At 46.6% G+C, this 12,943-nt stretch carries 14 protein-coding genes; 1 reads left to right on the forward strand and 13 read right to left on the reverse strand.

Features of this window, described 5'->3' with window-relative positions:
• Nucleotides 1–199 precede the first annotated feature (199 nt).
• The 4 genes from STRDD11_RS10185 to STRDD11_RS10205 form a co-directional block, all read right to left on the reverse strand.
• Nucleotides 200–1,309 (reverse strand): alpha/beta fold hydrolase, encoded by a 1,110-nt coding sequence (locus STRDD11_RS10185; RefSeq protein WP_128837208.1) that lies wholly within the window; start codon nucleotides 1,307–1,309, stop codon nucleotides 200–202.
• Nucleotides 1,306–1,731, reverse strand: a complete 426-nt coding sequence (locus STRDD11_RS10190; RefSeq protein WP_128837209.1) for a helix-turn-helix domain-containing protein — start codon at nucleotides 1,729–1,731, stop codon at nucleotides 1,306–1,308. Before STRDD11_RS10190 ends, STRDD11_RS10185 begins: the two co-directional genes overlap by 4 nt.
• Nucleotides 1,732–1,836: 105 nt before the next feature.
• Nucleotides 1,837–2,460 carry a Type 1 glutamine amidotransferase-like domain-containing protein gene (locus STRDD11_RS10195; RefSeq protein ID WP_128837210.1) on the reverse strand — a complete coding sequence of 208 codons (624 nt, stop codon included), beginning with the start codon at nucleotides 2,458–2,460 and terminating at the stop codon, nucleotides 1,837–1,839.
• Between the two features lie 253 nt (nucleotides 2,461–2,713).
• Complete coding sequence (locus STRDD11_RS10205) at nucleotides 2,714–3,295, reverse strand: GrpB family protein (protein ID WP_128837212.1); 582 nt, start codon at nucleotides 3,293–3,295, stop codon at nucleotides 2,714–2,716.
• A 198-nt stretch (nucleotides 3,296–3,493) separates the two neighbouring features.
• Here STRDD11_RS10205 and STRDD11_RS10210 point away from each other — a divergent pair, with 198 nt between their 5' ends.
• Nucleotides 3,494–4,270, forward strand: a complete 777-nt coding sequence (locus tag STRDD11_RS10210; protein WP_128837213.1) for a DNA/RNA non-specific endonuclease — start codon at nucleotides 3,494–3,496, stop codon at nucleotides 4,268–4,270.
• Between the two features lie 74 nt (nucleotides 4,271–4,344).
• Here the strand turns inward: STRDD11_RS10210 and STRDD11_RS10215 are convergent, their stop codons facing one another.
• From STRDD11_RS10215 to leuB, 9 genes are all read right to left on the reverse strand, one after another.
• Nucleotides 4,345–5,082 (reverse strand): DUF3307 domain-containing protein, encoded by a 738-nt coding sequence (locus STRDD11_RS10215; RefSeq protein WP_128837214.1) that lies wholly within the window; start codon nucleotides 5,080–5,082, stop codon nucleotides 4,345–4,347.
• Nucleotides 5,079–5,744, reverse strand: coding sequence for a SatD family protein (locus STRDD11_RS10220; protein ID WP_128837215.1), 666 nt, complete (start codon nucleotides 5,742–5,744; stop codon nucleotides 5,079–5,081). Before STRDD11_RS10220 ends, STRDD11_RS10215 begins: the two co-directional genes overlap by 4 nt.
• A gap of 214 nt (nucleotides 5,745–5,958) precedes the next feature.
• Complete coding sequence (locus STRDD11_RS10225) at nucleotides 5,959–7,287, reverse strand: McrC family protein (RefSeq protein WP_128837216.1); 1,329 nt, start codon at nucleotides 7,285–7,287, stop codon at nucleotides 5,959–5,961.
• Nucleotides 7,274–8,620, reverse strand: coding sequence for an AAA family ATPase (locus tag STRDD11_RS10230; protein ID WP_128837217.1), 1,347 nt, complete (start codon nucleotides 8,618–8,620; stop codon nucleotides 7,274–7,276). Before STRDD11_RS10230 ends, STRDD11_RS10225 begins: the two co-directional genes overlap by 14 nt.
• Nucleotides 8,621–8,996: 376 nt before the next feature.
• A complete protein-coding gene (locus tag STRDD11_RS10235) occupies nucleotides 8,997–9,776 on the reverse strand; it encodes an L-threonylcarbamoyladenylate synthase (RefSeq protein ID WP_128837218.1) in 780 nt (259 codons plus the stop codon).
• Nucleotides 9,777–9,874: 98 nt separating this feature from the next.
• Complete coding sequence (leuD, locus tag STRDD11_RS10240; RefSeq protein ID WP_128837219.1) at nucleotides 9,875–10,465, reverse strand: 3-isopropylmalate dehydratase small subunit; 591 nt, start codon at nucleotides 10,463–10,465, stop codon at nucleotides 9,875–9,877.
• A 67-nt stretch (nucleotides 10,466–10,532) separates the two neighbouring features.
• Nucleotides 10,533–11,915 carry a 3-isopropylmalate dehydratase large subunit gene (leuC, locus tag STRDD11_RS10245; RefSeq protein WP_128837220.1) on the reverse strand — a complete coding sequence of 461 codons (1,383 nt, stop codon included), beginning with the start codon at nucleotides 11,913–11,915 and terminating at the stop codon, nucleotides 10,533–10,535.
• 1 nt (nucleotide 11,916) lies between these two features.
• Nucleotides 11,917–12,183 carry a DUF1294 domain-containing protein gene (locus tag STRDD11_RS10250; protein WP_128837221.1) on the reverse strand — a complete coding sequence of 89 codons (267 nt, stop codon included), beginning with the start codon at nucleotides 12,181–12,183 and terminating at the stop codon, nucleotides 11,917–11,919.
• Nucleotides 12,180–12,943, reverse strand: a 764-nt coding sequence (gene leuB, locus STRDD11_RS10255) for a 3-isopropylmalate dehydrogenase (protein ID WP_164828465.1), incomplete at its 5' end; no start/stop codon positions are given. The genes STRDD11_RS10250 and leuB, both read right to left, overlap by 4 nt.

Consider the following 12,943-nt stretch of genomic DNA (forward strand, 5'->3'; position numbering starts at 1 on the left):
AAAACAAAGCGAGGCTGAAGGACTTTTGTCTCAGCCTCCTATTTTTCTGTCCTTTTGCCTGATAAAAAAGCGGGGCAGTACGGCTGCTGCAAGCAAACAGTTAGAATAACAATCAAAATCAGACTAGGCAGTGAGAGGCAGGCATGAGTGAGGCAGCTCAAAACGAAGGAAGGTTGGTTTTCCGCGAGTATGAGCCAAGCTACTGGGCCTGCTTGACCTTTTTCTGCAAATCCTTCAAAGCCTGGATAAAGATATCTGGTTTTTCAGCATGAATATCGTGACCGCTCTTGATATTGTCAACCAAGGTGTTTGCTGGCAAGAGTTTATCCGCTCGTTTGGCATCTTTCTCATCCATCGCACTCAGGAGGATACCATTTTTATCGTAGTATGTTTTCTGATTCGAAGGGCGAGCTACATGCAGCAATACAGACGGACACTGAACTTTTTTCAAGGTCTCTTTCTGATGAAATCCCTCAAACCAAGAAAAATCGTAAAAAGCATTGCCAAAACGCAGATCATAATTCCCTGTCCCGTCCTGCAAATTAGCTGTCAAATCGTATATCGTATTGACCTGCCATTCCGGCGGATAATACCAAATTCTAGGAATTTGACCCGGATGATTTTTCATATAGTTAAGAGCGGGCTGGCTGACGATTTTATTGAAATTTTCCCGGCCGAAAAGCGCCCTCAGATAAGTGTGCTCTAAAAAATAGGCTGTATAATTTTTTTCGCCGCTTTCTAAAAAATCGTGCATATCTTTAAAGGACAACCAAGAATAGGTTGAAGGGGCGCGATTGGGCTCCGTTGAAAAGAAAGGCGCATCTTCAATCAACAGTCCTAAAACCCACTTCGGTGCCTCAGCTGCCACAAGCGTTGCCAGCAAGCCGCCTGATGAATGTCCCGAAATCAGAACCGGTTGCTGGATAACGTTTTGGATAAACCAAATAAAGTCCTGACTATTTGCCAGTGCTGTATATTTAGCCGGATTTTTGCTGGAGCCGCCATGTCCGTAGCAATCCACTGCATAGACATGAAAATGCTTGGACAACTCTCCCAAAACCTTAGCATAATCCTGCCAGGAAACCTGCTGGCCATGAATCAAGAGCAGGGGCTGGCCGTGATTAGGACCTTCGCCATAATTGATAACAGAGCCATCTGGTAAGGTCGCCTGCTTTTCGACTATCCCAGCCTGCTGGATTTGACGAAGGTTAGCCTTGTCATAGTGAAGATTGCGATAGGCAAAATACCCTATGCCGATTCCTAAAAAACTTATCAATATCAGTAAAACTACCATCATTTTCCTTTTCATTCTGCCACCTGCTGCTTTTCTGAGAAATGCTTGGGAGCTTCTAGGAAAAAACTTGGATCCAGCAGTGCCAATCCTTGATTTTCATCCCCCAGCAAGAGCAGCTGATCTCCCGCTTGTATGTGAAAAACATTTCTCGCCCGAGGCGGCAAATGAATTTCTCCCCGCTGCCCTACCGTTACTGTCCCAAAAATATATTTGCCCTTTCCATTAGGGGCCGTCAACAAATGGGACTCCAAATGTACCAGTTCATCCAAACTCACATCAAAAAAATCAGCCAATTGGGCGGAATGAAGCACATCTGGGACACTTTCTCCCGCTTCCCACTTGGCAATGGTTTGCCGCGATACACCTATTGCCTCTGCTAATTTTTCTTGAGAAAGGTTCTCTCTTTTTCTTAGAGTCGCAATATTTTCAGCAATCATTTTTCAATCTCCTTTTCCTATTCACATCACTAGTATAGCAAAAAAGCCGGTTTCTTCAACCAAGCTTTTCTTACTTTTCTGCACTTTTGTTAAAATCGTGGCACATTATTTAGCTTCTTTCCTGACGTGCACTTCATTTTCCTCCACGATTACTGCCTGGCTGTTGGTCAGCGGCAATAAATGGAGTTGGTCTTGGTAAGTGTCCAGGGTCGCCTGGGCACTTTCGACAAAAGGCTCCTCACCGACATGCGGCACCACATAAAAGTCCGTCTCAGCCAGCGCGCTATAGTCTGTCAGCTGGTCAGCAGCCGTTTTGTCATCCATGATTTGATTGTAAAGAATGTCAGAGCTGGCAATAATCGCGCCAGCGGATTCACCTACATAGACCATACCGTCCGCAATCTGCTCCTTTATCAGACCCAGCAGCTGCTTTTTCTTCAGCTCCTGCAGGAGATAAAAGGTATTACCGCCGGAAATATAGAGCAGCTTGGTCTGGAAAATCTTAGCCTGAGCTGTTTCTCTATCGCTTTGGGCCAGATCAAAAACATCCAGCTCAAAGCCCAAGTCCGCAAAGACTTCCTTTGCTTCATCAATGTAGCCTGTGTACTCCTCTGCATTTCCCGCTGTGGGGATAAAGAGGACATGGCCACTCAGACCTTTCTGCTTAGCATAGTTTTGAAACAGGTCCTTGACTCCTGCAAAATACGAACATAAAAATAATTGCTTCATAGGACACCTCCGTTAATTTTTTACGATTTTAGAAAGAGGGCTGAGACAAAAGTGTTTCAGTCTCGCTTTGTTCTGGTTAAAAACTCATAACGCAGCAGCTGATTGGCAGCCCACCTGACCATGGGCAGCTAAACCCGATTCCAGAGTTTCATTATCCAGATACCCAGCCAGCCCATCGGATGTTTAGATTTTCTGATTAGATGTAGAAATAGCAGGCTCAGCAAAAGAGCAAAGCCAAGCATAACAAGGTAAATCATATCTTCCCTTTCTCATACCGCCCGCCGTACAGCTGCTTGGCTTCCTGAGTGTATTTCCTGATAAAGTCTGTCTTGGCCTCCGTATAGGCATCGCGGTTGTGCTCGTATTTCTTCCAAAGTTTCAGCTTTAAAGCCTCATAATCCTTGGCAGCAGCTGGGTGCTCCTGCAGGTAATCACGGAAATAAAGCTCGTCATGGTCGCCTTCAGGGCGCAGATGCAGATGAAAGACCCGCTCTGCAAAGCCCTCCGGCGTGTAGCCTCTATTAAAGGACATCCGTCCCTCGCTCTCAGACATAAGCAAGTAACCCTCTGCCAGCAGCAGGTCTCTGAAAGCTTCCATATCAGCCTCCTGAGAAATCTCCAGCAGAATATCGACAATAGGCTTGGCCCAAATGCTTTTCAGCGAGGTCGAGCCGATATGACTGACCCGAATCAGCTTTTGCGCAGGCAGAAAGCTGAGCAGCCGGTCACGCTCTTCCTTATACCAAGCAGCCCAGTCTGTGCTGTGCTCTCTCAGCTCGATGGGAAAGAGCTGCCACAATTCTTCCAAAGACATGTCTTCCAGTTTCTTCGCCATAATCCCTCCGTATCTCATTTTCTGCTTTTCTCTACATTTATTATAACAAAAATGCAATCAAATTCCGAAAAATAGAATAAAAATAAATCTTTTTGGCTATTTTCGACACATTTCTGTAATCTGTTCGTAACTTTCACTTGTCAAACAATACATTTTATAGTAGAATGAAATCGGATACATATTATGGAGGAGAATAATATGAAAAAGTTTAGGATAGCTCATTGGCTAACGCTGTCAATGAGTGCTCTTCTTGTGCTTTCGCAAGCCCTTGATTATCAAGCTGTGAAAGCCGATCAAAAGGATAAAACCAGCGTGCAGCTCCTCAGTGAAGCTGACGAAACCGAGATTGGGACCTTGCGTTTCACTGGAAATTATCAACTAAGACTGGGGAAAAAGGATAAGTACGGCCGAGCAACGGCTGCACACATTCAGCTGCAGGCCAGAAATATGCCGCACAAGAAAAGGGAGACCAAGATTACTTACAGCCCTATCGGCTGGCATAACTATAAGTTTTACTACGGCAAGGGCGGAGAAAAAACTTGGCTCATGAGCCGCGGCCACCTAATTGGCTACCAGTTCAGCGGACTGAGTGACGAGGGGAAAAATCTCGTTCCCATAACAGCTTGGCTGGACTCAGGAGCCTTGAAAGGCAGCGACAGAAACAATCAGGACAGCATGTTCTATTATGAGCAGCGCCTGCAAAACTGGCTGACCGACCATCCAGGCCATTGGCTGGACTATAAAGTGACACCGATTTATGTGGAGGATGAACTGCTCCCCCGCCAGATTGAGCTGCAGTATGTCGGCTTTGATGCAGACGGAAATATTGTCTCGATTGAGCTGGGCGGCAGAGAGATGCTGGACCAGGACGGGATGACCCACGTCCTGCTGGACAATCTTTCACCCAATGCAGAGATTAACTACAAAACAGGCACTGCCAGCAATACGATGGACGAAAACACAAAAACAGACTGAGCTTTTCAGTCTGTTTTTTATTCCTTGACCTCTTCGATTTCCTTTGACTATCAGGCCATCAACAAAAACCGCTGTTACCAATACAAAAGAGCATAAACCAACAGAACGCTGATCATACTAAAGAGAGAGCCAATCAGATAGTATTCTGCAAAGGACTGGCTTTCGGAAATCTTATTGTAGCGGGCAATGGACTTGGCCGTAAAGACCAAACCAATCGAGGTAAACTGGCCGAAAATAAGAGAGAGCCCCATCATCAGCCGTTCCAAAATCCCTATCATAGCTCCAGCTCCGGCAATGGTTTCCTCATGATTGTCGCCAGCCTGATACTTGCTGAAGAAAAGTTTAAAAAGGATATTAACCGGCTTGCCGGTCAGAGCCAAGAACAGCAGGGCCTGGAAAAGCTGATAGCGCTCCGTCAGCCAGTTAGGCAGATTGGCCTTGCCCCCAAGCAGCAAAAAGTAAAAGAGCAAGATAAAGACTGTATGCAGGAACTGATCCAGCAGAAAGGCTGCCTTGTGCCAGCGCTGCCGAACTACTAAGGCATTCAGCCTGTATTTGAGAAGGTCAATGACCGCATGGCTGATCCAGACCAAGGCAAAAAAGAGGCTGTAGGCAGGCAGAAAGACTGCCAAAATAAGCAGCGGCAGAAAGACAAGAGCCAAATGACGAATGAGAACCTTCAGATGCCGGACTTTTAAATCTGCCATTTTCTGACTTTGAAGCTGAAAATCTGCCAAAACATGGGCCAGCAGGGTCAATACGATAAGGGGATGCTGCATGAAAAAATCTGATAATCCGATAAAATTTGTCACTGCTCACTCTCCTTCACTTCCTGTAAAATCATACGCATGGCCAAATGCCGGTTTCTCAGATAAATCTTAAGCCCGGATGATTTGAGCCGCTTGCTGAGAGCACTGGAGCTGATGTGCAGCAGCTCTGCCACTTCGCCATGGGAAAAGTCTTCGTCATAGATATATTCCAACAGCATCCGCTCCAAGACCTCTCTCTGGCTGGTATTCCACTTGCTCTGGATAAAGGAGCAGGCTGACAGCACTGTATTGACTGCCTGACTGCTGGCATCATCTCCCAATGAAACAGCGATGCGGCTGGTGCCATAGTCGTTTTTTTCATGGACAGCATTAATGGCTGCGCGGGCTCGCCAGTAAGCCGGACCGTCCGCCCCGATGCTCTGCTCAGGATTGATGTCGGTCAGGATCTCCCCCAGCCCCAGACCAAAGCGGATAGGATGAGGGAAGCCCAGAGCAATCTGGTCCAAGAGCTGCATCAGCTCGGGATTGGGCCTGAATAGGGCCTGAAACTCGTCTCCCGTCGTCACTGTAAAAGGCGACACCAGATAAGCCTGATAATCCTGATTGAGCACTGCCATCATATCCTGCAGGTCCTTCTGCGCCTGCTTGCGGTTTTTCAGCTGCTTGGACTCAATCAAATCTCCGATAAGGGCAATATAAAGCATACTCCACCTCCTTCAAGTCCATTATAACGGAAAATTTTAAAAATGTCCATTATAACGGAAAATTTTAAAAATGTCGGTTATTATAGACTTTGTTTACAGATATTGGGACTTTTATCCACCCAAAATAGAGGTCGCTGAATCAATTTTGATCCATTGCTTGAATATGTACCATTATAACAAAAAAGGAGGCCAGAAAGAAATATTTCCAAACCTCCTACTTTTGACCAGACTCAGTCTCTCTGTACAGGTGCTGCTCTAGCACGCCCTGAAAAGAAATTTCTGACTGCCTCATGAGCTGAGCAAAATTATCGTAGTCTTCCGCTTTTTGAGGAATCCGGATAGACCACTTTTTCAAGAGTGCCCCGTAACCTGCTAATTTGCCTATGTCATTGTCAACAGCCTTTTTTACGCTTGGGAAAATAAGACCGGCTGTTTTTGACTCTAGAATATAAGAATAAGAAATTAACTGATATAAATCTTCGCGGTTGATTTCTGTCAATTCCAGTTTTTTATATTTGGCATCTAAAACGATTCCGAGTTTTCTACTGTAAAAATCTGGGTAAACTGTCCGAGTGCGAGAGCTGAAAACTGAAATTCCTCCTGACTGTTCCTTATTCCGAGGGTGGACAAAGCCGTCTGGCAAGAGAGTATTGACATACTCCTCCCATAGCCAGGCCACGTCAAAAAGCAAGCCGTGAATTTTTTGCTTCTGAGCCCCAAGCCCGTGCTTGCTGCGACTCAGAAGCATCAGACACAGCTGCTGCAATTTCCTATACTCACGATAGTAAGCATGGCGGACAGGTTTGGTTTGATTCAGGCGGATTATTTTAGAACGGTCCGATAACTTATAGGAGGGCGTCACGCGCACAATTTCCGCTGCATTTTCTCGAGTTGAAGCCAAGCTGGATAAGATTTCCCTTCCGCTAGATGCCTGACTCTGAATAAACGCAATGGTATGCCGAATCAACTGCATGAGCGAATTGTCAAAAGAAAATTCTCTGGTCGAATAGGCAATCTTCCCCATAAAAGGAATATTCTCCTTCAGATGGCGAGCGGTATCCATCACACCTTTGACATGACTGTCATTATAGGAAAAATGCTGGTATTCCTTATAGAGTCCCTTGCGCAAGGCCGCCTGCAGATACTTGGGAAAGAGGTAAATCAAAAGCTGGTATAATTTTTCATCTTGTGACAGCCCAACATCGAAACTTGTGAGATTCAAATTGAGAACTTTTTGCAACAAATAATGCAGAAAATAGTCATTTCCATCATTGGAAAAACGCAAAGAAATGGTCAGCTTTTCTTGACCGCAGCCCAGAAAGCCAACAATATTGCCTGTCTTGACTTGCTGATTGACAGACTCTAAAACCTTGCACTCCTTATCCAAATCAGGAGAATTCAGCAAGTCATTGGGAAAAATGAAAACGCCGTCCTCTTTAGAAAGGTTGTCCAGCGTCCTGTCCAAAAGAGCTGCACTGATGTTGGGATGGCTATTCAGCAAATCGCTTTTAGAAAACTTTTGCTGATTATCAGTCAGTCTCATCAGCTTCTACCTTGCTTTCATTGCTATAAGCTGCTTTCAGCCCTGCCAGTTTCTCCGCTTCATCGTAAGCCCCGCGCAAGTAGTCTTCCAAGAGCGGCTGCAGATAGTCAGACCAGAGCAAATCATAGTTAAAGTCCAAATCCTTTAAGGCTAGGAAATAGCTTGGCCCAATATGATAATGGCTGTTTAAGCCCTCTATCTCAGAAATAGCCTGATTAAGCCTGAGCAAACGAGCCTTCGCTTCTTCGGCACCATCTCCAAGAGTCTCATCAAGCATGCTGAGCTGACTTTCAGCCGTGACTTCGACAAAGCGGAAACGCCGCCGCATGGCAAAGTCAAAAGTATCCACTGAGCGATCAATATCATTCATCGTCCCGATAATATAGACATTTTTTGGAATGTAAAATTTCTCATCCGTCTCATGCAGATTGGCATACTGGGTCGAAACCTCCCCATCTCTCCCACGATAGCCCGGATCAATGGAGAAAAAAAGTTCCCCAAAAATCTTAGAAATCTCTCCCCGGTTGATCTCGTCGATGATGAAGACGAAGTTTGGAACTGCTTCATTATCCCGACCACCAATCTTCTGCGCAGTCTTGGCCTTCTCACAAAACTGTTTAAAAATTCCATCCTGTAATTCAAAACCAATCTGCCCATCATCATTTGAAACCGGCCTCAGCCCTTCTACAAAATCCGTATAATCATAGGAAGGATGAAACTGAACAAAACCGATTTGCTCCTCATTTCCTCCAGTCAACTCCCTTGCAATCTGCTTGGCCAAGTAGGTCTTACCCGTACCAGGCGCACCGCGGAGGATGAGGTTACGAGATTTTTCTAGTTTTTCTACATAGCCACTAATGCTTTCATTCATAATTAATCTCTCCTTTTTATTTCCGTATGTATCATCTAAAATAGAATGATAAAGACTAATTCGTTCAGGAATTCTATCCCAGTTTACAGTATTTCTAGGAGCCCGCTTTCCCTGATAAATCCATCCTCCATCTGTTTTAAGCCACTTGACACCAATACAATGTTTAAAATCTGCTCTTGATTCATCATAGTAATAAGTCTTGGTACATTGCCCTATTCCAAAAATCTTTTTCGCTCCTGAAGTTGCAATAATGTAATCATTAATCTTAATATCATGTGCATATTGCCAGATAAATTTATTTTGATTGACTCCTTGTCCTAGTTTTTCTGGACTTTCATAGTCCAAAATATTTCCTAAATCCTTACTAAAATCAATACAAGCGATATTTTCTTTTTTGAAAATATCCCACATACTTCCTCCACTGCCAGCTATTATCATCCAATAATTAACCTTGTTCTCCATAAACAATCCTCCAACTTTTTTCCTATACATATATTAGTAGTTTCTGAACTTTTTTAAATTCAAACTAAACTTTTTAAGGCCTAAATTTCCCGCTGTGGTACAAGTTCTATAACAGCAATGCTGTTATAGAACCAGGAAATTTTGAGACTTTAGGCTCAAAATTTAGCCATGAAACCGCAGGTTTGCTGGCGTCCTTACCACTCAAGGGGAATTTAGGATAAAAAAATTTATAGAAATAAATTTTAAATTCAAAAGCTTAATATATAACCTCTTCTATCATAGCACTATCATAGGAAAAACACAAATAATTATACAAGAAAAAGCCCGGTATAGTAAGGATGGAATCCCTCATACCGGACTTGATTTTTCTTTTGTCTTAATAATACTCACCTTGGCGGTAATCCCATGAGTTAAAGGTATCGGACAGGTGCATCATGATCTTATCGATGTCCAACCCCTTACGGATAACCACTGGTGCAGGTGAGATGGAGCGTTGGCCGCCTTGTTCTGGGACCAGTTTGCCATCCTTGTCCACCATAGAGACCATGACACCTTGCTCATAGCGGGTTTCGATGGTCTTGTCCGGCTGGATAGATGCCACATAGTCGTCAGCTTCGATGACCAAGTCAACAGCGTTTTCGATACGGTCGCCAATGCCTTCAACCTTCCCGCGATTTCCTTTCCCGGATGGGTTGGCTGAAGAAGCATAGACCATCTGGCCTTCTTCCCAGAGCTTGGCCGCCAGCTGCTCGCCGGCCTTCCCAAACTTAATGACAAAACAGCTGGTGCCACGGACATCAGTCATCAGCTCCTCACGTCCATCACCAAAAGCTTTGAGCTTTTCAAAAGCTTCTGGCTTCCAAGGAAGGATACAGCCCAGAAGGATATCTTCATCCCAATGCTTTTGATAAAAAGCTTCAATTTCCGGATTCAGCTGGGCCAAAGCACGGAGCTCATCCATGCTGCCGCAGAGGACAACGCCTGGCTTGTTGCGCTTGCGGTCCTTGGCTTCAAACTTCCGCTCCAGACCTGCCTTATCGCTGGTCATGATGATGTAGCCAACCTTGGTCGGGCAGACGATACAGCCACCATCACCTTTGAGAATATCATAGCCCTCTTGTGAAAGTTGTCCGTTCCATTGAATGTGTTTTGTCATAAGTGTTTTCCTTTTCTATTATGTTAAGATTTATTTTACCATATATTTCCAGTAGAGACAAGCTTTTTCAGAATTTTCGCAATATAGCAAAAATAACCTTACTGCCAATAAGAAGGCCGGTGCTTCTCATACTCGGCAATCAAGTCTTCATACTGCAGGGTAATGCCGATGTCATCCAGACCGTTGAGCAGCTTGTGCTTCCACTCGCCGTCAATGTCAAAGGAAAATTCTCCTACCGGTGAAAAAATCTTCTGCTGGGCTAGGTCCACCGTGACCTCATCCGTGGATTTGAGGCCAGCCAGAGCCTGACGGACCTCCAGCGGCTGGACAATCGGCAGCATGCCGTTATTGAGCTCGTTATTGTAGTGAATATCTCCAAAGGAGCCGGCAATGACCACCTTGAAACCATAGTCAGCCAGCGCCCAGGCGGCGTGCTCACGAGAGGAGCCCGCTCCGAAGTTATCGCCTGTGATGAGAATGGTCGCCTTGCGGTATTCCGGCTTGTTAAAGATAAAGTCCGGGTCTTCTGTATAGCGGCTGTCCAGATAGCGCCAGGCGTACATCAGGTACTTGCCAAAGCCCTTCTTGTCAATCAGCTTGAGAAACTGCTTGGGCAGGATTTGGTCTGTATCGATATTGTCATTCATAAGCGGGACCGTCGTCCCAGTGTAAACTGTGAATTTCTCCATAGAGCCTTTCTAAAATCGAATCAAATGAAAGAAATGAACTGTTTCCTTCACCAAAGGCAGCTACAAGCTACTGCACTTCCGGCAGCTGACGCACATCCACAAAGCGGCCGGCTATGGCCGCTGCTGCTGCCATAGCTGGACTGCAGAGATGGGTCTTGGCACCAAATCCCTGCCGATCCTCAAAGTTCCGGTTGCTGGTAGAAGCGCAGTGGACGCCGTCTGGCACCTTGTCAGGATTCATGCCCAGACACATGGAGCAGCCCGGATCCCGCCATTCAAAGCCCGCATCGATGAAAATCTTATCCAGCCCCATTCGCTCTGCGGCCCGCTTGACCGGACGAGAGCCCGGGACCACGATGGCTGTCAGGTTGGGCGCAATGTGCTTCCCCATGACAAACTTAGCTGCCAGCTGCAAATCACTGAGCCGGGCATTTGTGCAGGAGCCGATAAAGATATAACCCAGCTCGATGTCTTCTGCCTTTTCTCCCGGAGACAGGTCCATATAGTCATAGGCCCGCTCGTCATTCATGTCCCGGATTTCCGGAAAAGCGGCACCGAACTCTACGCCCATAGAGGGGTTGGTCCCCCAGGTCACCATAGGAGCTAGCTGTGACACATCTATATGAATGACTTTATCATACACCGCATCCGGATCAGACACCAGCGTTTTCCAGTCAGCTACGGCTGCTTCAAAATCCTCAGGTGCGCTGGGCCGGCCCCGAACATAGTCGAAGGTCTTTTGATCAGGATTCATAATCCCCATCTTGGAGCCGAACTCAATGGACATATTGCAGATGGTCATGCGCTCTTCCATAGTTAAATGGTCGACAGCATCACCAGCATATTCCACTACATAGCCGACACCTGCTGCCACGCCGTATTTGGCAATAAGAGCCAAGATGAAGTCTTTGGAGTAGACCCCCTTAGGCGGCACTCCTGTAAACTGGACCAGCATTTTCTTGGGCTTGACCTGCCAGATGGTCTGAGTGGCAAAGACATGCTCCACCTCCGAAGTCCCAATCCCAAAGGCAATGGCCCCAAAGGCCCCGTGAGTCGCTGTGTGGCTGTCGCCGCAGACGATGAACTTGCCCGGCTGGGTCTTGCCGGTCTCCGGACCCACCATATGAACAATGCCCTGCAGCTCAGAACCATGAGCTGCATGCTCAATGCCAAATTCCTTGACATTATCCGAAAGCTTGTCAATCTGCGCCTTGGAAATGACATCGCGAATATCATAGATATTGACCGTGGGGACATTGTGGTCAAAGGTTCCGAAGGTCAGATCCGGACGCCTGACCTTGCGGCCTGCATCGCGCAGTCCCTGAAAAGCCTGCGGACTGGTCACTTCATGAATATAATGCTGATCCACATACATGAGCTGGGGCTGACCTTCTTCGCCAGTGACGACATGTCGGTCCCAAAGTTTATCAAATATCGATTTTCCAGCCATACTAGCTTCTCCAAATGTAATACAAAATTCCGATTTCTATGATGAGGCCGCAGATCCAAGTCAGCCAGAAATACCATTTTCTAGTCTTGTGGTGAAAGATTCGGCCGCCAAGGAGCGCTCCCAGCCCACCGGCCGCAAGAGCCGATAGCAGCAAGGTTTTCTCCGAGATTCGGTACTGGCCTCTTTTAGCCTTTCTTTTATCCCAGCCATAGAGGAGAAAGACGATGAGATTCCACATTAGGCAAAGGCCTGTTACAATCCATTTCATAAGCTGCTGATAATCGCCTCCGTCATTTGTGCTGTTGTCGCCTGTCCACCCAAATCCTTGGTCAGAATGCCCTGAGCAAAAGCCGCTTCTACAGCCTGCTCAATCCGGTCTGCTGCAGCGGTCTCGCCAAAGCTATCCCTCAGCATCATGGCCACAGACAAAATCATGCTGACTGGATTGGCAATGCCCAGTCCTGCAATGTCCGGAGCCGATCCGTGGATAGGCTCATACATGCTGGGACCGCTCTCCGAATGGCTGGCAGAAGGCATCACCCCCAGAGTGCCAGACAGAACGCTGGACTCATCAGACAGAATGTCGCCGAAAAGATTTTCCGTCACCAGCACATCAAACTTAGCCGGATGGGTAATCATGAGCATGGCGGCGCTGTCTACTAGCTGGTGCTCCAAGGTCACATCCGGATAGTCTTTTGCCACCTCATCTGCTACCTTGCGCCAGAGTTTGGAAGTCGCCAGCACATTCTGCTTGTCAATGCTGGTCACGCGCTTCTTGCGGCCGCGCGCAATCTCAAAGGCCTTGCGGACAATCCGCTCCACCTCATCATAGCTGTAGTCATTGATGTCCCGCGCAGCTCTTTTCTCTAAAATATGGTCGCCGAAGTAGATCCCGCCCGTCAGCTCCCGCACCACTACAAAGTCTACGCCGGCAATCCGCTCGGCTTTGAGAGGCGACAAATGCTTAAGAGCATCAAAAATCTTAACTGGACGGATATTGGCATAGAGCTCCAGCTCCTTGCGCAAAG

Source organism: Streptococcus sp. DD11, assembly GCF_001578865.1.
Classification (GTDB): Bacteria; Bacillota; Bacilli; order Lactobacillales; family Streptococcaceae; genus Streptococcus; species Streptococcus panodentis.